The 22,592-nt window shown below is 34.1% G+C and carries 21 protein-coding genes; 20 read left to right on the plus strand and 1 reads right to left on the minus strand.

Annotation, left to right across the window (positions count from 1 at the left end):
• Positions 1-106 precede the first annotated feature (106 nt).
• The 5 genes from FBFL15_RS02795 to pruA all read left to right on the plus strand — a co-directional run bounded on the left by FBFL15_RS02795 (position 107) and on the right by pruA (position 4,926).
• Entirely contained in the window at positions 107-676 is a 570-nt protein-coding gene (locus tag FBFL15_RS02795; RefSeq protein ID WP_014083148.1) for a DUF3109 family protein, read from the plus strand.
• A 287-nt stretch (positions 677-963) separates the two neighbouring features.
• Positions 964-2,094 carry an Mrp/NBP35 family ATP-binding protein gene (locus tag FBFL15_RS02805; RefSeq protein ID WP_014083149.1) on the plus strand — a complete coding sequence of 377 codons (1,131 nt, stop codon included), beginning with the start codon at positions 964-966 and terminating at the stop codon, positions 2,092-2,094.
• Between the two features lie 9 nt (positions 2,095-2,103).
• A complete protein-coding gene (locus FBFL15_RS02810; protein ID WP_044032103.1) occupies positions 2,104-2,343 on the plus strand; it encodes a NifU family protein in 240 nt (79 codons plus the stop codon).
• Between the two features lie 18 nt (positions 2,344-2,361).
• The gene (locus tag FBFL15_RS02815) at positions 2,362-2,694 is read left to right on the plus strand and encodes a 2Fe-2S iron-sulfur cluster-binding family protein (protein ID WP_014083151.1); all 333 of its coding nucleotides are present in this window, start codon (positions 2,362-2,364) and stop codon (positions 2,692-2,694) included.
• 603 nt (positions 2,695-3,297) lie between these two features.
• Positions 3,298-4,926, plus strand: coding sequence for an L-glutamate gamma-semialdehyde dehydrogenase (gene pruA, locus FBFL15_RS02825; protein WP_014083152.1), 1,629 nt, complete (start codon positions 3,298-3,300; stop codon positions 4,924-4,926).
• Positions 4,927-5,039: 113 nt separating this feature from the next.
• Here pruA and FBFL15_RS02830 read toward each other — a convergent pair whose 3' ends face one another.
• On the minus strand, positions 5,040-5,573 hold the full coding sequence (locus FBFL15_RS02830; protein WP_014083153.1) for a 3-hydroxyanthranilate 3,4-dioxygenase: 534 nt from the start codon (positions 5,571-5,573) through the stop codon (positions 5,040-5,042).
• 145 nt (positions 5,574-5,718) lie between these two features.
• Between FBFL15_RS02830 and amaB the strand changes: the two genes are divergently transcribed.
• From amaB to FBFL15_RS02905, 15 genes are all read left to right on the plus strand, one after another.
• Positions 5,719-7,272, plus strand: a complete 1,554-nt coding sequence (gene amaB, locus FBFL15_RS02835) for an L-piperidine-6-carboxylate dehydrogenase (protein WP_014083154.1) — start codon at positions 5,719-5,721, stop codon at positions 7,270-7,272.
• A 656-nt stretch (positions 7,273-7,928) separates the two neighbouring features.
• On the plus strand, positions 7,929-8,741 hold the full coding sequence (locus FBFL15_RS02840) for a MotA/TolQ/ExbB proton channel family protein (RefSeq protein ID WP_014083155.1): 813 nt from the start codon (positions 7,929-7,931) through the stop codon (positions 8,739-8,741).
• Between the two features lie 66 nt (positions 8,742-8,807).
• On the plus strand, positions 8,808-9,422 hold the full coding sequence (locus FBFL15_RS02845; RefSeq protein WP_014083156.1) for an ExbD/TolR family protein: 615 nt from the start codon (positions 8,808-8,810) through the stop codon (positions 9,420-9,422).
• A gap of 19 nt (positions 9,423-9,441) precedes the next feature.
• Positions 9,442-9,999, plus strand: coding sequence for an ExbD/TolR family protein (locus FBFL15_RS02850; RefSeq protein WP_014083157.1), 558 nt, complete (start codon positions 9,442-9,444; stop codon positions 9,997-9,999).
• Between the two features lie 76 nt (positions 10,000-10,075).
• On the plus strand, positions 10,076-10,876 hold the full coding sequence (locus FBFL15_RS02855) for an energy transducer TonB (RefSeq protein ID WP_014083158.1): 801 nt from the start codon (positions 10,076-10,078) through the stop codon (positions 10,874-10,876).
• 226 nt (positions 10,877-11,102) lie between these two features.
• Positions 11,103-11,228, plus strand: a complete 126-nt coding sequence (locus FBFL15_RS16965) for a hypothetical protein (protein WP_262493572.1) — start codon at positions 11,103-11,105, stop codon at positions 11,226-11,228.
• Between the two features lie 313 nt (positions 11,229-11,541).
• On the plus strand, positions 11,542-12,456 hold the full coding sequence (locus FBFL15_RS02865) for a substrate-binding domain-containing protein (RefSeq protein ID WP_014083160.1): 915 nt from the start codon (positions 11,542-11,544) through the stop codon (positions 12,454-12,456).
• Between the two features lie 5 nt (positions 12,457-12,461).
• Positions 12,462-14,117, plus strand: a complete 1,656-nt coding sequence (locus FBFL15_RS02870) for a tetratricopeptide repeat protein (RefSeq protein WP_014083161.1) — start codon at positions 12,462-12,464, stop codon at positions 14,115-14,117.
• A 726-nt stretch (positions 14,118-14,843) separates the two neighbouring features.
• Entirely contained in the window at positions 14,844-15,236 is a 393-nt protein-coding gene (locus FBFL15_RS02875) for a hypothetical protein (RefSeq protein ID WP_014083162.1), read from the plus strand.
• Positions 15,237-15,579: 343 nt separating this feature from the next.
• A complete protein-coding gene (locus FBFL15_RS02880; protein WP_014083163.1) occupies positions 15,580-16,248 on the plus strand; it encodes a DUF2306 domain-containing protein in 669 nt (222 codons plus the stop codon).
• Between the two features lie 1,106 nt (positions 16,249-17,354).
• The gene (locus tag FBFL15_RS02885) at positions 17,355-18,152 is read left to right on the plus strand and encodes a class I SAM-dependent methyltransferase (protein WP_014083164.1); all 798 of its coding nucleotides are present in this window, start codon (positions 17,355-17,357) and stop codon (positions 18,150-18,152) included.
• A 115-nt stretch (positions 18,153-18,267) separates the two neighbouring features.
• Entirely contained in the window at positions 18,268-19,218 is a 951-nt protein-coding gene (locus FBFL15_RS02890; protein ID WP_231847487.1) for an alpha/beta hydrolase, read from the plus strand.
• Between the two features lie 247 nt (positions 19,219-19,465).
• A complete protein-coding gene (locus FBFL15_RS02895) occupies positions 19,466-20,350 on the plus strand; it encodes an Rpn family recombination-promoting nuclease/putative transposase (RefSeq protein ID WP_014083166.1) in 885 nt (294 codons plus the stop codon).
• A gap of 425 nt (positions 20,351-20,775) precedes the next feature.
• Positions 20,776-21,159 carry a hypothetical protein gene (locus FBFL15_RS02900; RefSeq protein WP_014083167.1) on the plus strand — a complete coding sequence of 128 codons (384 nt, stop codon included), beginning with the start codon at positions 20,776-20,778 and terminating at the stop codon, positions 21,157-21,159.
• Between the two features lie 339 nt (positions 21,160-21,498).
• Complete coding sequence (locus FBFL15_RS02905) at positions 21,499-22,350, plus strand: sulfurtransferase (RefSeq protein ID WP_014083168.1); 852 nt, start codon at positions 21,499-21,501, stop codon at positions 22,348-22,350.
• Positions 22,351-22,592: the final 242 nt, after the last annotated feature.

Below are 22,592 nucleotides of genomic sequence, written 5' to 3' on the forward strand. Positions count from 1 at the left end.
GGTTTTTAAGAGTAGTTTAAGTCAATTTAGGACCAAAGATATAGTTTTTAATTACTATACATAATTATTTCAAATTCTATAAAATTATATAAATCAAATAGTTAAAATGTTTCAATTAGGAAAAACAATAGTTTCAGAAGATATTTTAGAAAAAAAATTTGTTTGCAACCTCTCTGCTTGTCATGGGGCTTGTTGTGTAGATGGCGATGCGGGAGCTCCTTTAAGTGCCGAAGAAACAGAGATATTAGAAGCAATTTACCCAAAAATCAAACCTTTTTTGAGAAAAGAAGGCATTGAAGCTATTGAAAATCAAGGGACTTGGGTAAAAGGAACCGATGGCGATTTAGAAACACCATTGATAGACAACAAAGATTGTGCGTATGTTATTTTTGATGGCAAAACAGCTTTGTGCGGTATAGAACAAGCTTATAATCAAGGGATTGTGTCTTGGAAAAAACCCGTTTCATGCCATTTGTATCCTATTCGTGTAAAAGATTTTACCGAATTTGCTGCCGTAAATTACGACCGTTGGGACATTTGTGATGATGCTTGTAGCCTTGGCAACGAACTCGGAATACCTGTTTATCAATTTGTAAAAGAAGCTTTAATCAGACGTTTTGGTGCCGATTGGTATTTTGAATTAGAAAAAGTAGCTGCCGATATGGATTTAAAATAATGGCAACAAAGTTTGAAGGAACCTTGTCAAAGCTACTATTTTTTATTTAAAATCATTTTAAATTAAAATAATCCTAGTATATTTGCATGCGTAAAAGCATTACAATAAAATGTTGTTTAAACAAATGATAAACAATTCGATAAAGGTGATCATTTGCTATTGGAAACAAATGTAAATAGGTAGTACAATCAAATGAATGTAATACTTTTTGCTTATTATTACGAAAAAAAATGCCAATAGATACATGCAATAACATGAATAACCAATAAAAATAAATTTTTACTGACATGAAATTAGATAGAAAAGCCATTTTAAAAGCACTTGAAACCATTACAATAGCTGGCGAGGGAAAAAATATGGTAGAAAGCGGTGCCGTAGCCAACGTATTGACTTTTGGCTCGGAAATCGTAGTTGATATTGTATTGAATACACCTGCCATGCACATCAAAAAACGGGCAGAAGACGATATTAGAAAAGTAATTCACGAACAAATTGATGCCCAAGCTCAAGTGAAAGTGAATTTTAAAGTAGAAGTACCCGATAAAAATACCGATGGCAATAGCATCAAAGGAAAAGCAATACCAGGAATCAAAAATATTATTGCGGTGGCCTCTGGCAAAGGTGGCGTTGGAAAATCGACAGTTACTGCAAATTTAGCAGTAACTTTAGCCAAAATGGGTTTTAGTGTTGGCATATTAGATGCCGATGTTTATGGCCCTAGCATGCCTATTATGTTTGATGTTGAAAATGAAAAACCCATATCAATAAACATTGATGGCAAATCCAAAATGAAACCCATAGAAAGCTATGAAATAAAATTATTGTCCATAGGTTTTTTTACTTCTCCAAGTCAAGCCGTCATTTGGCGAGGCCCAATGGCTTCAAAAGCACTCAACCAAATGATTTTTGATGCCCACTGGGGCGAATTGGATTTTATGCTTATCGATTTACCTCCCGGCACAGGCGATATTCATTTGTCCATCATGCAGGCCCTGCCTATTACGGGGGCTGTTGTGGTAAGTACTCCGCAAGCTGTAGCCTTGGCCGATGCTAAAAAAGGGGTTGCCATGTTTTTGTCCGATGCCATCAAAGTTCCTGTTTTAGGAATTATTGAAAATATGGCATACTTTACTCCCGAAGAATTGCCCAACAACAAATATTATATTTTTGGACAAGAAGGGGCCAAAAATTTAGCTCTAGATCTTGACGTCCCTTTCCTTGGCGAAGTGCCAATTGTACAATCTATTCGGGAAGCGGGCGACTACGGACGACCTGCCGCTTTACAAACCAACGCCGTGATTGGAACTGTTTTTGAAAACATTACCCGCAAAGTAGTTGCCGAAGTCGTGCGTAGAAACGATAACCTTCCAGCCACCGAGGCCATTAAAATAACCACAATGGCAGGGTGCCAAAATTAATTTTACATGATGACAACCGAAGAATTAACTCAAAAAATTGAAATGGCTCTTGCAGAAATTCGTCCTTTTTTAAATTCAGATGGAGGCGATATTTCCCTTGTTGCTATCGAAGAAGGCAAACATGTAAAAGTCCGTTTAGAAGGGGCATGCAATTCTTGTAGTGTCAATCAAATGACCATGAAAGCAGGCGTAGAAACCACCATCAAAAAGCATGCTCCTCAAATAGAAACCGTAATCAACATCATATAAACCCAATGTCAAAATTAAATGTCAGCAGATATAACCATTAAAATTACCGACAGAGCAGGTGCCATACACGAAGTACAAGCACCAACAGATATGAACATGAACGTCATGGAACTCGTTCGAATGTATGAACTAGTAGAGGAAGGTACCATTGGTATTTGTGGTGGTATGGCCATGTGTGCCTCTTGTCAATGCTATGTGCTGAACGATATAAATCTTCCAGAAAAAAACGACGATGAAGAAGCCATGCTCTCTGAAGCCCTAAACGTAAAACCAAACAGCCGATTGGGTTGTCAGTTGCACCTTACTCAGGCATTAGAAGGACTCGAAATAGAATTGGCTCCGGAGGAATAAAAACTGCTCTAAATCAAAGCTAGACCCTAAAACGAGGCAACAAATTATACGAAGCCTGTTTTGGGCGTTCCCCAAGGGTTGGGCTATCCGTTGCAAACAACGTTCATTGAACTCCAAAAGAAATATAATATTGTGAAATAATCATTTTTTATTATCACATTCAGAAACTATATTCTTGCAATGCAACACCCCTTTTGGGTGCTGGGCTTCTAAAGGATTTTCACTGCTATTGCTAACGCAAATTGCGGTAAATAATAAAATCTAATACCAAATATATTTATAAAATAGTCCAAAGATGCGTAGTTATTTTTTAGAAAAAATTTTCAAAAAAAATCGTTGCATAGCTGGGCTACGTAACTATTTTTTTTGACTCATTTTAGCAAAAAAGAACAAGTAGATTGGACTATTTTATATGTATATTTGATATAACCCAAATCAACAACTTCAAAAAAAACCAATTGTGTCCTATAAAACCACAATTGGTTTTTTGTGTTTTACTAAAAAAGGGCATAGATATTTATAATTATTTAAAAAACCTTTGTACTTTTGCCTTAAAATTAGCAATTTCAAAAAAATATACCAACCAATAAAAATATAAATACTATGTTAAAAGGATTTTTTAATGTACCAAAGGCGGTAAACGAACCCGTAAAAGCATATACTCCAAATTCTCCCGAAAAAGCAGCTGTTTTAGAAGCATACAAAACCCTGTGGAACAACCCAATAGAAGTGCCACTTTATATTGGATCTCAACAAATTAAAACAGGGCAAACTAAAAATATGGTGCCACCTCACGACCACCAACACATCGTAGGGACTTATCATTTAGCGGAAAAAAAACACATAGACCTTGCCATTCAAACGGCTTTAGAAGCCAAATCAAAATGGGCAAATATGGCATGGGAACAGAGAGCTGCCATTTTCCTAAAAGCGGCAGAGCTCATTGCTGGCCCATACAGGGCCAAAATCAATGCTGCAACCATGATAGCGCAATCTAAAAATGTGTTCCAAGCCGAAATTGATGCCGCTTGCGAATTGATTGATTTCTTGCGTTTTAATGTCGAATTCATGACACAAATTTATAGCGAACAGCCTAAATCAGACAGCACCATGTGGAACAGGCTCGAATACCGCCCACTCGAAGGTTTTGTTTATGCCATAACACCATTCAATTTTACTGCTATTGCCGCAAACCTTCCTGCAAGTGCCGCCATGATGGGCAATGTAGTGGTTTGGAAACCCAGCGACAGCCAAGTTTTTTCTGCAAAAGTAATTATTGATGTTTTTAAAGAGGCAGGTGTGCCAGATGGTGTTATCAATGTTGTTTTTGGCGATGCCCAAATGATCACCCAAACGGTTATCGATAGTCCTGATTTGGCGGGGGTTCATTTTACAGGTTCTACTTATGTATTTAAAGAAATATGGAAAAATATAGGCAATAATATTCATAAATACAAAACATACCCACGAATAGTTGGAGAAACGGGTGGCAAAGATTTTATCGTAGCACACCCTTCTGCAAATGTCAAACAAGTAGCCACTGGCATTGTGAGGGGTGCCTTTGAATTTCAGGGTCAAAAATGCTCTGCTGCCTCCAGAGCTTATGTTCCTAAAAGTATGTGGGACCAACTCCAACAACAACTTATTACGGATGTAAAATCTATGAAAATGGGGTCGCCCGAAGATTTTTCAAATTTCATTACAGCAGTTATCCACGAAGGGTCTTTTGATAAACTGGCAAGTTATATAGAGCAAGCCAAAAAAGACCAAGATGCCGAAATTTTAGTGGGTGGCCATTGCGACAAATCTGTGGGTTATTTTATAGAACCTACTATTATTGTTACAACAAATCCTCATTATACCACCATGCACACTGAGCTTTTTGGGCCAGTGATTACCATTTTTGTTTATGAAGACGACAATTGGCATACAACGTTAAAATTAGTCGATGAAACTTCAGAATATGCTTTAACTGGAGCCATTTTTGCTCAAGACAGATATGCCATTCAAGAAGCAACAACTGCACTACAAAATGCAGCGGGTAATTTTTACATCAACGACAAGCCAACGGGTGCCATTGTTGGCATGCAGCCTTTTGGTGGTGCAAGAGCCTCTGGTACCAATGACAAAGCAGGGTCGGCACTCAATTTGTTAAGATGGGTTTCGCCTCGTACCATCAAAGAAACTTTCATTACTCCCGAAAATTATCGTTATCCATTTTTAGGAGAATAAACCCAGTTCCTATTTGTTGGAATATCATTTTTTTATCAAATGAATTTATTTATATAAAACAAACCTCAATGATTTTATCAAATTGTTGAGGTTTGTTTATGTTTGTCTAATGTCTATTTACTAACAAACCTTACGTCTGTAGCCATCTCCTCACCACAATGATTACAAGTTCTTAAACTTTGAGAACTGTAAAAATCATGGAAATGTTTTAGAAAATCTTTTTCAATATTATGTAATTCAAAATAAACAGCGTGCAATGGATGATTACAAGACTCACAAAACCACAATAAACCATCCTTGTAGCCTTTGCCCGCCCGTTTTCTTTCAATTACCAAGCCAATGGAGTTTTCAGATCGGCAGGGCGAATGGGGAATTTTTGCGGGATTCAAATACAGATCTCCTGGCCCTAAAATCATTTCTTTCCTCAAGCCATCTTCCTGAATGGCGACCGTTATTGTGCCTTCAAGCTGATAAAACAACTCTTCGGTTTCATTATAATGATAATCTTTCCGAGCATTTGGCCCTGCCACAACCATCACAATATAATCTTCAGATTCAATATACAAATTTTTATTCCCAACGGGTGGTTTTAGTAAATGACGATGGTCTGTTAGCCATTGATTCAAATTAAAAGGTTTTGCAATCATAAGGTTTCATTTTTTTGGGCTAATTTATGATTTTCAACCTTAAAATATTAAAAAATTATTAAAAAAGCAGCTACTAAAGCGGCTAACATTAGTTTTTTTTATATCTTCGCATTAAAATATAACAATTATATATAAAAATGTTACAATGACAACAATCGCTCCTACTTTTCAAATGCCCGAAGCGTTAGCCCAATTAGGCATAAAGGACCAAAATTATGGTACTTCAACAGGTCGTAATCAATTTACAGCAGGCAAAGCCATTCCAAGTTATTCACCCGTAGATGGACAGTTCATTGGGTCCGTATATGCTACAACGCCAGACGAATATCAAACAGTGATGCAAACTGCAGCCTTGGCTTTTCAAACTTTTAGACTGATGCCTGCTCCTCAACGTGGAGAAATAGTCAGACAATTTGGCGACAAATTGCGTCAAAAAAAAGAAGCTTTGGGCAAATTGGTTTCTTATGAAATGGGAAAATCTCTACAAGAAGGCTATGGAGAGGTACAGGAAATGATAGATATTTGCGATTTTGCCGTTGGACTTTCTCGACAGTTACATGGTTTAACCATGCACTCCGAACGTCCAGGACACCGCATGTACGAGCAATACCATTCACTAGGTATTGTAGGTATTATTTCGGCTTTCAATTTTCCAGTAGCTGTTTGGGCTTGGAACACTGCATTAGCATGGATTTGTGGCGATGTTTGTGTTTGGAAACCTTCCGAAAAAACACCTCTTTGCTCGGTTGCTTGTCAAAATATTATAGACGAAGTAATCAAAGAAAACAATTTACCCGAAGGCATATCTTGTTTAATCAATGGTGATTACCAAGTAGGGGAGTGGCTAACTCAAGACACCCGTGTACCACTTATTTCTGCAACAGGCTCTACTCGAATGGGAAAAATGGTTGCTCAAACGGTAGCGGCTCGATTAGGAAAATCACTTTTAGAACTAGGTGGCAACAATGCCATTATTGTAACCCCCGATGCCGATATAAAAATGACAGTGATTGGAGCCGTTTTTGGTGCCGTTGGAACAGCAGGACAGCGTTGTACCTCTACAAGAAGACTTATTATTCACGAAAGTATATATGACAAGGTGAAAGAGGCCTTGGTTGCGGCCTATCAACAACTGAAAATCGGAAACCCATTAGACGAAAAAAACCATGTTGGACCACTTATTGATGTGCATGCGGTAGCTCAATATCAAAAAGCATTATCAGACGTTGTGGCACAAGGAGGCAAATTGCTTGTAGCTGGAGGTGTGTTGTCGGGCGAGGGTTTTGAAAGCGGTTGCTATGTCAAACCAGCCATTGCTGAAGCATCAAACGATTTGGATATTGTACAACACGAAACTTTTGCACCAGTATTGTATTTATTGTCCTACACGGGCGACATCCATCAAGCAATAGCCATTCAAAATGGAGTTGCACAAGGGTTATCATCAGCAATTATGACCAATAATTTACGTGAAGCCGAAACATTTTTGTCTGTGGCAGGTTCAGATTGTGGTATTGCAAACGTTAATATAGGAACTTCTGGAGCTGAAATTGGCGGTGCTTTTGGTGGCGAAAAAGAAACAGGTGGCGGTAGAGAAAGCGGTTCCGATGCTTGGAAAGTCTATATGAGAAGACAAACCAACACCATCAATTATACAACAAGTTTGCCCCTTGCTCAAGGAATCAAATTTGATTTATAAACAAATATAAAGTCATTATGTAAAAACGACACTATGAACAATTTCATAGCTGTCGTTTTTTTTATTTCTTTTTGCTAAAAATAAAACGAAGAAGATGCTAAATTGAGAAACAAATAAGCAATTCAAACGGTTAAAGTTGTATGAAAAACCCCTTTGTTTTTAGAACGTAAATCAAATAAAATAAAAAAACAAATTCCCAATAGATGAAATAAAAAACTAGAATAAAAAAAATATATTTGAATGTGTTTTTTCGATCAAAAGCCAAAACCTCGCTTTTTGATGTTTTTTTTAAACAGAAAATGACTACCCTTTTAAAAAATCGCACCCTTTGTAGTGTTCAAAAACAATAAAAATCAACGATTGTTTCAAAAAAAAACAAAAAATTTATAAAAAGCAATAAAATTATATTATTTTCATTTTTTTTGCGTTATTATACAAAATCTTTATCAAATTATCGAAAACGTTTGATTTAATAAATATAATTTCAATAAAAATTAACAATAAAAAAACAGATTTTTCGTTAAAACAATAGATTTTCAGTAATTAAATCAAAAAAAGTTTTTTTATTTCAACTAAAAAATTAAATTTGTCCTAACAAGTTTAATAACAACTAAAACTAATAAAAATTATTTAAAACTATTTAAAATTTAAAAAAGATGGCAAACGTTAAAAAAGAAAACGGTTCAAACGGAGGAGGAATGGTTACAGGTTTAATCATTTTAGGATGTATTTTTGTAGGATGGCTTGTATGGCAATTCATTATGGGTAATGGTTCAAACTTTGAAGGAGGAGTAAACACAGGACACCCACTACCAGGAAACTATTTAGCAATGGTTTACAAAGGAGGGCCTATCGTACCAGTACTTTTAGGATGTCTTTTAATGGTAATTACTTTTTCAATTGAGCGTTTCATGGTTATTACTAAAGCTGCTGGAACCGGAAGCATTGACAAATTCATGAAAACAGTTCAAGGAAACATTACAAGTGGCGATATTGAAACAGCTATCAGCACTTGCGACAAACAAAAAGGTTCTGTTGCCAATGCAATCAAATCTGCCTTAGTAAAATACCAAGAAGTAAGAAAAGAAGGTTTGGATAGCGAAGCTGCTGCTGAAACAATACACAAAGAAATTGAAGAAGCTACATCTTTAGAAATGCCAATGTTAGAAAAACACATGACTATTCTTTCTACATTAGTATCTTTAGGAACACTTGCAGGATTACTTGGAACAGTTACAGGGATGATTAAAGCGTTTGGTGCTTTGGCTTCTTCTGGAACACCAGACCAAGCGATGTTGGCAAACGGTATTTCTGAAGCCTTGATCAATACTGCAACAGGTATCTCTACATCTGCTTTGGCTATTATTATGTACAACTTGTTTACTTCAAAAATTGATACTTTAACATATTCAATCGACGAAGCTGGTGCAACTATCGTAAATACTTACAGAAGAATTTCTAAAAAATAATACTAATTTTTTTGATTTATCGAAAATAACGTTTCGATAAATCAAAAATTTTAAAATACAAAATTAATGGCTAAAGTAAAAATGTCCAAAAAAGCAGCATCTATTGATATGACTGCAATGTGTGATGTGGCTTTCCTTTTGCTTACGTTCTTTATCCTTACAGCAACTGCCAAACAACAAGAGGCACTTACTGTTGATGCTCCATCTTCTACGGTTCAAACTAAATTGCCAGAAAACGATTTGGCAACACTTACCGTTGGAAAAGGAAAAGTATTTTTTGGAGTTACAGGACGTGAAGTTAGAAAGCGTACATTAGAATTGATGGCTGAAAAATATGGAGTTACTTTTACTCCAGAAGAATACAAACAATTTTCTTTGATTGAAACTTTTGGAACACCTGTTGAAGGATTGAAAAGTCTTTTAGCAATGAAAAACTCCGATAGAAATAAAGAAGGTGTACAGCCAGGCATCCCAAAAGATTCAACTAATAACCAGTTGAAAGAATGGATTTATAATGCACGTGTTGCTACTAAAGAGCTTGATGACAAACCATTGGCAGTAGCCATTAAAGGCGATGCCAAACAAGAATACCCACAAGTGAAAAAAATTATGGATATTTTGCAAGACCAAAACATCAACAACTTTAATCTAGTAACAGGTTTAAGAGGAAAAGATTTTTAATTAAAAAAAAGAGACTAAAATGGCTGAATTAAATACTGGCGACGACAGTGGCAAAGGTGGCAAAGTAAGGAGTAAAAAATCAAACTCCAAAGTCGATTTAACGGCAATGGTAGATTTGGCTTTCCTTTTGATTACCTTCTTTATGCTTACTACTTCGTTGTCTAAACCGCAATCTATGGATTTGGCTTTGCCTGATAAAAATGACAAGCCTGATATAAAAGATATAACAACCAAAGTAGATGAAAACCGTACAATGACCATCATGTTGGGCGAAAACGGCAAGTTGAAATGGTATATGGGCTTTGTGGACAAACCATTGGCAGGACCAAAAGATGTGGTATATGGCAAAGAAGGCATCCGAAAAGCAATTATCGAAAGAAAAAAAGTAGTTTTGGATTATTCTACTGCAAAAGGAAAACCAACAGATGGAATTATCGTCATCATCAAGCCTGGAAAAAAATCAACGTATAGAAATTTAGTTGATATTTTAGATGAAATGGCTATTAACAAAGTGGAAACGTATGCCATTGTTGATGAATTTACACCAGAAGAAACAAAAGTATTAGAAGGTAAATAAACAGGGTTTATGAATCTTTAGTCCATCCAAATTTTTTGTAAATTAAATTTTGATGGGCTAAAAAAATAAAATAGATATGAAATTAGATTTATTTAAAAAACAATGGCTCGATGTAGTTTTTGAGGGTCGTAACAAAAGTTACGGTGCTTATGACTTGCGTACCAAAAGCCCAAAAACAACAGCCATTGCGTTGTTGTGTGGTGTGGCTTTGTTCAGTTTTGCAGTGGCAGCTCCTGGACTTTTGGGCGATTTGTTTGATGGATTGGCTAAAGAAGACGATACCATCGACCAAAAAATTACTACGGTAAAATTACCGCCAAAAGAAAAACCAAAAGAGGCTTTGCCACCACCACCGCCACCGCCACCACCAGTTCAGGATCAAGTAAAATTTGTGAAACCAGAAGTGGCCAAAGCAGAAGAGGTAACTGAAAATCCTCCAAAAATAGAGGAAATCAAAAACAAACAAACAGGTGCCGAAACAATCAAAGGCGATCCAGATGCTCCAATTACTATTGAAGCACCAGGAAATGGAGATACTAAAGTAGTAGAAGCAGAATCAGAAATTTTGTACAACTCTGCAGGTATCGAGGTAAAACCTGATTTCCCTGGAGGAATTGAAAAATTCTATAAGTTTGTTGGTAATAACTTTCAAGTTCCTGATGAAGAAGGACTAAAAGGAAAAGTGTATGTGTCTTTTGTTGTTGAAAAAGATGGTTCTTTAACAGACATTAAAGTGTTGAGAGACATTGGATTTGGAACAGGAGCCGAGGCTATTAGAGTGTTGAAAAAATGTCCAAAATGGGCACCAGGAGAACAAAACGGTAAAAAAGTAAGATGTACTTACCAATTGCCAATTAGTATTCAAGCACCAGAATAATGTTTACAAAAATAGTTGAAACTATAGGGAAGAAATCGCCAAAAGAGCGGTTTCTTCTCGTTATAGGAATTTTGTTTTTTTTAATCTATCTGATTTTAGGATTGGTAGTCATTTTTTGGAAAGCACTTCCCATCAATATGCCAACCAATTATAGAACCGCTTTTGGAATCGTACTTATTGTTTATGCGTTTACAAGATTAATTAGGTTTTTTAAGGATTAATTAATTTGAAATCAGCAACAAAACCTGAAAGTCGAAAAGTAGCAGAAACAGGGTGGATTTATGGATATAAACCTGAATCAAAAAAGTTGAAAGACAAAAGTCATAATCAAGAGTTGAAGGAAGTAGGCTAAGACTAGATTCTATTGCATGCAGCATTTTGCGTTAGGGATAGCAGCGGGAATCCTTTAGAAGCCCTCCAGCCCCCAAAAGGGGTATTGTATTGCAAGAATATAGTTTCTGAATGTGATAATCAAAAATGATTATTTCACAATATTTCACTTCTTTTGGAGTTCAACGAACGTTGTTTGAAACGGAAAGCCCGACCCCTTGTGGGTAACGCCCAAAACGTGCTACATCTATGGGGTGTTTTACTTGGAATTTAGCTTAAGGATAATGCTTTGTTTTTTCGAGACAATTTGAGATGAACCTAATAAAATATAAAAAATGAAAATCTTTAGTAAAATATTTATAGCGTTGTTGGTTTTGAGTCTTTTGTATTTTTGCAATCAAAAGGGGCAAGATGAGCAAACAATTTTAAAAGGAAAAGTGTTTATTTTGGTGGACGAATCAATTTTGCCAATTGTGGAAGATCAGGTTCAGGTTTTTGAAAGTGATTATGATGCCAAAATTACATTAGTCCCAAAATCGGAAGCAGAAGTTTTGCGGGCTTTTTTTAAAGACACCATGCAAGTGGCTGTTTTGACTAGAAAATTAACCCCACTAGAAACGAATGTTTTTATCAATAAAAAAATCACACCCAAAGTAACGCCATTTGCAACAGATGCCATTGCATTAATAGGCAATAAAAATAACAACGACACCCTGATTGCACTTCAAGATGTTATTGATTTTATGAAAGGCATTTCAAAAAAAAATATTAAAGGATTGGTTTTTGACAATCCAAATTCAAGTTCATTGCGGTATTTTAATGAATTAGCAGGACTTCAAAGCACCCCAGATAAAGGTGTGTTTTCATTTAAAACAAACGAAGAGGTTATAAAATATGTTTCGGAAAACAGCGGCATCATTGGTGTAGTAGGCGTCAATTGGCTAGTAGAACCCACCGCAAATATCGAAAAATATAAAGAGCATATACAGGTATTGAGTGTAAAGGGTTTGAAAACGTCGGGCTATTATTTGCCAACTCAAAATAATATTGCAGAGCATACCTATCCTTTGGCACGAGATTTGTATATTATCAATTGTCAAGGATTTTCGGGGCTTGGTATGGGTTTTGCTTCATTTATGACGGGTGAACGTGGCCAACGAATCATATTAAAATCAGGCCTATTGCCTTGGAAAATCCCAACTCGAAATATCTCTGTCAGAAAAACAATTAACAACGATAAAAAAGAATAATTACGATGAACAAATTTAAAATTTTTACCATAGCATGTGTAGCAACGGCTACTTATGGACAAGCACAAGAATTAGATCCAGCTAAAAGAGCTATCGATGCAGAACAATTTGAAAAAGCAAAATCTTTATTGAAAAGCTATGTTCAAACCAAACCTTCAAATGGAGAGGCTACATTTTTGTTGGGGAATATTTATTTGAATCAAAATTTACAAGATTCGGCTAAAATTTATTTCCAAAAAGGATTAGAGGCCAAAGATTTTAAACATTACAACAACATTGGACTAGGTCAAATAGATTTAGACAATGGCAATACTGTTGGGGCTCAAAATAATTTTGGTGTAGCAACCAATGCTGCTCGTAAGAAAGACACGCAAGAAATGGTTTTTATAGCAAGAGCATATATGAATGCCGAAAAACCAGATTATAAGAGTGCAATTGCTATTTTGAATCGGGCAAAAGCAATCAATTATCAAGATGCTCAAGTAAATTTAGCCTTGGGAGACGCTTTTTATGGAGACAAAAATCAAAGCGACTCTTATGCCGCTTATAGAACAGCAGTGGCAACAGATCCTAATTTGTTGAGAGCCAAAATGCAAATGGGGGTTTTGTTGAAAGGAGCAAAAGCTTTTCCAGAAGCAGATAGAGAGTACAACAATGTATTGGCTCAAGATCCAAATTATGGCCCAGTATATAGAGAATTAGCTGAAACCTATTATTTATGGGGAAACAAAGAAGCTGCAAAATATCAAGAATACACTCAAAAAGCATTAGGATTGTATGAAAAATACATGTCATTGACGGATTATTCTTTGAACTCGAGAATGAGACATGCAGATTTTTTAATTTTGGCAAAAGATTATAAAGCATTAGAAGTAGAGGCCGAAAAAATGAAACAATTGGATAAAGTAAATCCTAGAATTTTACGTTATTTGGGTTATGCAGCATATCAAAATGGTAATATTGACACCTCTATCAAATCATTAGAAGATTACCTTGCCAATCCAGCTACCAAAAAAATTGCTAGAGACTACTATTTTTTAGGACTTGCCAAATTGAAAAAAGCAACAGGAACAGATAATAAAATAGCAGACCAAGCAAAGTTTGACGAAGCATTGGTGAGCATCAAAAAAGCACTAGAAGTAGATCCAAAAATTGCAGAAGAATTGAATGAAATAGGAAGTGGGTTGTTTAAACAAAAAAGTTATGCACAAGCTGCTAGTATTTTTGAATTGGCCGCATCAAACAAAGACGAAAAAAATTATTTGATGGACAATTTTTATTTAGGCTATGCCATTTATTATGGTTATGACAAAACCAAACCCAATGTTGCCGAATTGACAAAAGCCGATACAGCATTTGCCAATGTTATTTCAGTGTCGCCCACTACACAAGATGCCTTTTTATTTAAAGCCAGAATCAATGACTTGATGGAAAAAGACGATATCATGGCAAAAGATTATCAATCGTATTTAGATTTGGTGTCGGCAAAAGGAACCGAAGAAGTTACCAAACAAAAAACAAAAGTAGTAGAGGCTTATAACCATATTGGTGCTTTTTATGCCAATACAGATAAAGCCAAAGCCAAAGAATTTTTTGCAAAAACCATTGCAATCGACCCAGCAAATACTTATGCAAATGATTCAATGAAGCAATTGAAATAGTATTTTAGATAAATAAAAACCGATAATATTTGTTATCGGTTTTTTGCTTTTTAGGATATTTTTTAACGTGCAACAGGTCCCTTTTTATACCATGAGCGTTATACCAAATGTATTTATGAAATCGTTGCATAGCTGGGCTACGGAACTATTTTTTTTGAATAATTTTAGCAAAAAAGAACAAGTAGATTGGACTATTTTATATGTATATTTGGTATTATTATACAGGCTAAAAGATATCAGATATTTTACAAACAACAACTAACAAATGAAGCCATATTACAACAGTATTGAGTATAAAAACATAACGACAATAACAACAGCATCATTTGGGCATGCCGGCAAAAAAAAGCAAGCCCCCACCAAGCCAAACCCTTCAGTCGGGACTTCCTTTTTTTGCCGTCGGGCTATCACGAGCACATGGTGCCTTGCTCTATCCCTCATGCGGGTAACCCCCAACAGGCAGTCTCCACTCACCAAAGTTTTTTTCAAACTTCTTACTTTTCTTTTTTCACTTCTAATTTCTTGATTCTAACCACTTGCATCTAATTTCTTGCTTCTCATTTTTATTCCTGTAATTTTTTTTAATAAAAAAAGTTGCAAAATGTTTTTTTGTTTGTACTTTTGTAAGGTAGATACACTATGTTTAAAACGCAATAACTTTGGTGTATTTACTAGTTATAGGTAATATTGCACAAAAACCTTAAATTCAAATACTTAATATAAAAAATGAAAATAATTATATTTATATTTTTTGGATTAATATTATACTCTTGTAAAAACAAGAGTTCTGAAGATTTGTTGATTGAAACAGAAAAAAGAGAAAGTTTGAATATTAATGAAGATGCATTAAATGGAAAATGGTATTTGAATAAATGGACTTATTATCATACATTAGATATCAATGGTGATAGTATTTATGTTGACAACCATATTGATAGTGTTTTCTATTTAAAATATAGACTATCAAAAGATACTTTAATAACTTGGTCTCAGAATTCAAAAAAATTAAATAAAAACAGAATCTTAAAAGTGTCAAACGATACGCTTGTTTTTGAAAGTTTTTTAAATTCAAAAGATGAAATTAATTATTCGAGAACAGAAAGAGAAATGGAAAATTAAATACTGCCTAAAACAGCCATCCTTTCGTTGCGGCTACTAGCCGAACAATGAATTGTAACCAACGAATACTTAAAAAAATATAGTTAATGAGTTAAACTCGGGTTGAATGGAAACGATTACATGCCGTCAACACTTTATGGGTTTATCGAATGTTTTTAGATAGCATTTTAAAAGGATTTAGTGCCTCTTTTTTTATGAAAATTTGTAACTAAATACTATTGTATTTCAATGTTTTTATTATTTTTGAAAAATATTTAACGGCAGTTTTTTCACAGACTGACGTTGGCGGTAATGCTATCCGATCAAACGCAAATAACAGACAGACAAATAATTAATACAAAGTATGGAGCAAACAATTAAGACACTAATTTACATTCACGCATTTTTTGGAGGACTTGGTTTAATAACAGGAATGATAAGTATTTTCGTTAAAAAAGGAGGATTTAATCACAAAAGGACAGGAAAGATATTTTCGTATTCTATGATAATAAGTTCATTGATTTCACTTTTTGTGGCCAGAATGCCAAATCACGAAAATTTATTTTTATTTCTAATCGGTATATTTACAATTTACCTGATTTTGGCAGGAAATCGAGCATTGACACTTAAAAGTAAAATTAAAACCAAAGCGGACTTGATTGACAAATTAATTTCTGGAATAATGCTTTTGGTTTCAATTGGAATGTTAATTCTTGGTATTATTGGAATGGTTCAGAAAGTAGAAAATAGTATTTTATATTTTTTCTTTGGTGGTTTAGGAACATTTATGACAATAAGAGATTTTCAAACTTTCAAAGTTTTTACCGAAAAGAAAAATGCTTGGTTAATTAGCCATTTAGGACGAATGATTGGAGCATTAATTGCTTCTGTGACCGCATTTTTGGTTGCTGGACTTCATATCGGGACGACATTAGTTTGGATTATGCCAACAATTTTGGGGACAGTGTACATTATATATTGGAACAGACAATTTAAATCAAAAAATAAAGACAAAATTGTGCTTGAAAAATAAGCACTACCGCCAACATCGGTTTGGCAATATGGCGGCTGAAGTGCTTCTATGAAACATTTGTGCAAGGTTCAACAGCAGTAATTCTATTGAACTTTTGTGCTAAAAATCCGCCACATCGCCAAGCCGAAAAACGTGTGTAACTTGAACAACAACGCAGTTGTTGATGCTTTAAAACAGATGAGAGTAGGTCTCTCAGTGACGACTTTCAGGAGTAGTTACTACTTGAGCGAAGCGGATGCACGGATACCAAAAAAACATTAAAAAATAATCCGTAAACCACTTTGTGCTGCATTATTAGGAAACTATGGTGTGGTGAGCGACAAAGAAAAACGGCAACAAGATTGTTGTAGGTGTGTTTATGTGAGTTGAACATGTCCGAGAAATAATGTGTAAAAACACATTATTTAGAAGGAGGCGAGCGTAGCTCTGAACCAATGATGAAGCCTCGTAAGCGCAAAAGACGATGTCAAAAATAGGTAGTTACGTTTGTACCTATGACCAGGTGTATTGGAAACCTGATTACTGAATACACGGCATCCGGGGTTAAGTTGGCAAGACGCATAAATAGGCTGTTTTAAGGAACAAGTGAACTCTATATCGTTCTGCCAAATCGCAAGAGGAAACAGACAACAAAGGATGTGGTTGAGATATAGGGGGCAGACCTAGTCGTAGTAGTGATGAAGTACTTGTAATGAGTATGGAGCAAAGGGCTAGGCATAGTAAGTTTTACTAACAATTAACAACCAGAAATGGGATGATTGATTATTACGAAACAAAATCACAGCCAATAACTAATTTATTTTTACATTGGTTATAGGTAAATCCATAAATATAATTATATTTGTGTGATTTAGTACTATGAAGAGCCGTGTGAAGGGAGACTTTGACTACGTCGAATTTCATTTCAAGCACGGTTCCGTGAGAACGTAGGGGTGAAATTCCCCTGCGTGACTCGATCAGACTGTGAAAAAACTCAAAATGAGTCTTTGAGAATTGGCTGTATGGAATTTTTCTCCGACAGGTATCCGAATTCTTTCTCTTTTTGAGTTGGTTTTTTCACAGACTGACGTTAGCGGAAAGCCTAACCAAAATCACCTTAAAAAAATATGAAAAATAACAAACACATAGAAAGAGACGAAGAGGCAACAAAGATTTTTGATAATCGTAGTTTAGCCGTTGATTATAGGACTTTAATCCCAATTTTGAAAGAAGGAATGCTAATACTAGATATTGGATGCGGAACTGGTTCAATTTCTAAGGATATTGCAAATAAAATAGGTGATAATGGAAAAATAATCGGAATAGACAATACAGAGAAATTTATCATAAGTGGTAAAAATTCCTATAACAATGTAAAAAACATAGAACTAATACATTGTGATTTGTTTGATTATGAAACTAATGAAAAATTTGATTTAATAATTTCAGCAAGAACACTTCAGTGGTTAAGCAATCCAAAATTGGCATTAACAAAAATGAAATCTTTATTAAAACCTGATGGTATAATTTCAATCCTTGACTACAATCACAATAAGTTAGTTTGGAATCCTGAACCACCGAATAGTATGAAAGAATTTTACAAAACGTTCTTAAAATGGAGAAGTGATGCAGGAATGAATAATGGAATTGCAGATGCTTTGCCCACATTAATGAAAGAAATAGGATTGGAAGAAATTGAAAAAATAAATTCTGACGAACATTACGAAAAGCATAGAGAGGATTTTAAATCTAAAGTTGGAATTTGGTCTAAGGTTGCGGGTTCTAAACAAATGGTTGAAGAAGGGTATTTAGATGATAACCTTAGATTAAAAGCAATTGAAGAATATGACAAATGGATTGAAAATGAGGCAATTTCTATGACAATGAAGTTAAATGAAGTGAGAGGAAAAAATGCCATCCGCTAACATGGTATTGCCAAAAGCGGGGCTTCGGTGCTTTTTTAGAAACATTTGTGCTAAAACCCCCGCCTTCGGCAATACCCGACCGTTGGGTGATATTTTGACCGAAAAAATGAAAAAAATGAAAATATTTAATAACCGAAAAAAGCTTTTAAGAGTTTTATTCATCATTTTTTTAATGATGAATATAGTTGCTTTTTTTCACGCTTATAAGTTTACTCATTTTACGGAAGACAATTCTGCAAAAACTAAAAGTCCTGAAAAATTAACATCTATTGAAAAGATAAAAACTCTATTTTTGGGAATTAATAACCCTAAACTAAAAAATTCAAAATTTCCAACTCAAAAATATAAAGTTGTAAAACTGAAAAGTAATAAACAAATTGAATGTTGGTTGGTGAAAAATGAAAAACCAAAAGGAACAATTATCTTATTTCACGGTTATGGTGGCGAAAAATCATCAATGATTGACAAATCAGATGAATTTATAAAACTGGGGTTTAACACTTTATTAGTGGATTTTATGGGAAGTGGAAATTCTGAAGGGAATCAAACAACCATTGGGTTTAAAGAAGCTGGTGAAGTAAAAACTACATTTGATTACTTAGTTAAAACTGGGGAAAAAAATATATATCTATTCGGAACTTCAATGGGCTCAGCTGCAATAATGAAATGTATAAATGACAACAAAATAAACCCGAAAGCTATAATAATTGAATGTCCATTTGGTTCAATGTATGAAACAGTTTGTGCAAGATTTGACAAAATGAAAGCACCAACTTTTCCAATGGCTGGGATATTATTGTTTTGGGGTGGAATTCAAAATGGATTTTGGGGATTTAGTCATAATCCATCTGAATATGCTAGAAATATTAAGTGTCCAACTTTATTACTTTATGGCGAAAAAGATAAAAGCGTAAGTCGAAAAGAAATTGACGAAATTTATGCAAATCTAAAAGGTGTCAAAAAGTTAAATATTTACAAAAATACAGGACACGAAAATTATTTGATTAAAAACAAAATTGAGTGGACAAAAAACATAACCGATTTTATTAAAACAACTGAAAAATAAAAAGCATCGTCCAACATCTAGCATTTCCTTGAACCTGTAAGCCGAGCAATGAATTGTAATCAACGAATACCTATAAAAAATAAAATCCAATGAGTTAAACCAATTCCATTCACATCTCTTAAGGATTTATCAAAAAGTTTTTAGATAGCATCTTAAGAGGATTTAGTGCCTCTTTTTTTTGAGTGTTCTAAAGGGAATTAAAAAACTAAAGCCATTTTTTTGTATTTTTGCAAAAACATTTTAAGGAATGCGTAAGACTTTAATTAGATTCGATTGGGCAATCAAAAGACTTTTGAGAAATAAAGCCAATTTTGTGGTGCTTGAAGGTTTTCTGAGTGAATTATTATTTGACAACATCAAAATCGAGCAAATTTTAGAAAGCGAAAGCAATCAGGAATACGATGACAATAAATTCAATCGTGTAGATATATTGACGCATAATTCTAAAAATGAAATCATCATCATAGAAATTCAAAGTTCGTATGAAATTGATTATTTCCATCGTATGGCTTATGGTGTTTCTAAAACCATTTCAGAAAACTTAAACCTTGGACAAAAATATTCGGAAATTAAGAAAGTAATTTCCATAAATATCGTCTATTTTGACCTTGGACAAGGGCAAGATTATATTTATCGTGGTAAAACGGAATTCAAAGGATTACATCAAAACGATATTTTGGGATTATCTGAAAAACAAAAGAAAACATTTGCAAAACAAGAAGTTGCCAATATTTTTCCTGAATATTATTTGCTCAAAGTAAATCAATTCAATGATGTTGCAAAAGATACTTTGGACGAATGGGTTTATTTCTTGAAAAACAACGAAGTAAAAGACTGTTTCAAAGCAAAAGGGTTAAAAGAAGCCAATGAAGTTTTGGACATTATGCGTCTTGAAAAAGAAGACCAATATGGGTATAACCGCTATTTGGACAGCTTGCATTTAAAAGCAAGTGAACTGTTTTCTTTGCAAACCGAAGCGGAGTTCAAAGTTAGAGAAGATGAAAAAGTTAAAAACCAAATTGAAATTGCAAAAAACGGCATTATTGAAGGATTATCGAATGAATTAATTTCTAAATTGACAAGTTTAACAATTGAGAAAATACAAGAGTTGAGACTCGAAATGAACAAATAAAACTTCTCTCAACATCTAGCATTTCCTTGAACCTGTAAGCAGAGCAATGAATTGTAATCAACGAATACCTATAAAAAATAAAATCCAATGAGTTAAACCAATTCCATTCACATCTCTTAAGGATTTATCAAAAAGTTTTTAGATAACATTTTAAGAGGATTTAGTGCCTCATTTTTTATAAAAAAATGTAAATAAATGCTATTTTATTTCAATGTTTTTATTACTTTTGAAAAATATTTAACGGCAGTTTTTTCACAGACTGCCGTCAGACCGTGAAAAAACTCAAAATGAGTCTTTGAGAATTGGCTGTATGGAATTTTCTCCGATAGGTATCCGAATTCTATATCTTTTTTGAGTTAGTTTTTTCACAGACTGACATTGGTAGAAAGTTTGAGAAAACGTAAAAAAATGACAAAAAATAATAGATGAAAATTAACAAATTTCTTATTTTAATAATAATAGTTTTAATTTTTTCTTGTAAAAATGGAATAGGAACTAGTACAAATGGATTATCTAGAATTAATAGTTCTGAAATTGAAATTGTTGAAATCAAAAAAAGATATTCAGACACTTTATCTGTTAAATTAGACAAAGAACAAATTGAAAAAGTTGTGAAAATGATAAATGAATCTAATAAAACAGAGTTACGGAAAGCTATACCAAAATATTACTTGTTTATAAAACTGAAAAATGATTCAATAAAAACGTATAAAATAACTGATAATTATTTTGGAGAAAACGATCCATATATAAAAATGGAAAATAATAATTATCTACAAAAAATATATGAAAATAATAGTAAATCTTAATATTTAATTGAAATAAAATATAGATAAAACCGATCTGCCAACAAGGTATTTGCAAAAAAGCGGGTTAAGTGCTTTACCGAAGTTTATGAATTATTTATTAACTTTGGTGCTTAAACGAAGTTTCGGCATATTTAACCGCTTCTTCGCAAATACCCGACCGTTAGGCGTCATTCCCCCTAGACTCACGCCCTGACCCCCTAAGCTAACGGTACGAAAGCGAAAAAATTAAGAGGAATAATAAATAATAATTATTGTAAATAATTGATTTACAAAACATTAATAAAACGTTAGTTAGAATTTTGCAGAACCACCGACAGAAATAGAAATTTAAAGAAAAATATGAGAATATCACCAATAATAGAAGTGAACGAATTAATGAAAATATACAAAAATCCTGACGTGATGATATTCGATGTAAGCAACAATAAAAATGCTAAAGCTAACTACGAAACAGAACATTTAGAAGGTGCTTTTTTTGTTGACCTAAATTCTCAATTAGCAGATATTAAAACCGACTTTTCGGACGGTGGACGCCACCCATTACCCGAAATAGGAAACTTCGCAAAAACTTTGACAGATTTAGGCATTTCCAATGACAAGCATATTATTATTTATGATGATAAAAATGGCTCAAATGCTTCTGCAAGATTTTGGTGGATGCTAAAATCAATTGGACACGAAAAAGTACAAGTATTAAATGGCGGATTAAAGACCGCTAAAGAATTACATTTTCCATTGAGTTCGAAAACCGAAAACATTAAAAGAACTTCAGAACCATATCAGTTTGACCAATGGAATTTACCAATAATCGAAATTGACGAGGTAGGAAACGTATCGCAAAATCCGAATTATTTAGTAGTTGATGTTCGAGACAAAGAACGATATGACGGAATAACCGAACCAATCGATTTTATTGCAGGACATATTCCAGGCGCAATAAATGTTCCATTTACGGAAAATATAGACCAGAACGGATTATTCCTTAAACCCAACGAACTAAAAAATAAATACGAAACAATATTTGGAGATATTAGCAATGAAAACATTATAGTTCATTGTGGTTCAGGAGTAACAGCTTGTCATACTTTATTAGCACTGACATATGCAGAAATGAAAACACCAAAGCTATATGTCGGTTCGTGGAGTGAATGGAGTAGAAAAAATAAACAGATAGAAAAAACGAACGCCTAATCGAGTAGACTGCCCTGCCAGAAACTAGCAGGGAGAGCCTCTCAAATGTTCACATTCACGAAATCCTAAAAAAACAAATAAAACTTTGTGTACACCTCCGAGCGTACGGGTCACGTACTCGGCGGTTCGCAAAGAGATGGATTAAGTTGGATGTAAAGTTCTGTTAATGAAACGTATCCTCGTTTCTTCAAGCGGTTTAACGTAATTCTATTTCTTAAAAAAAATATTTTCTAAAATTGTAA

It is taken from the genome of Flavobacterium branchiophilum FL-15 (genome assembly GCF_000253275.1).
Taxonomy (GTDB): domain Bacteria; phylum Bacteroidota; class Bacteroidia; order Flavobacteriales; family Flavobacteriaceae; genus Flavobacterium; species Flavobacterium branchiophilum.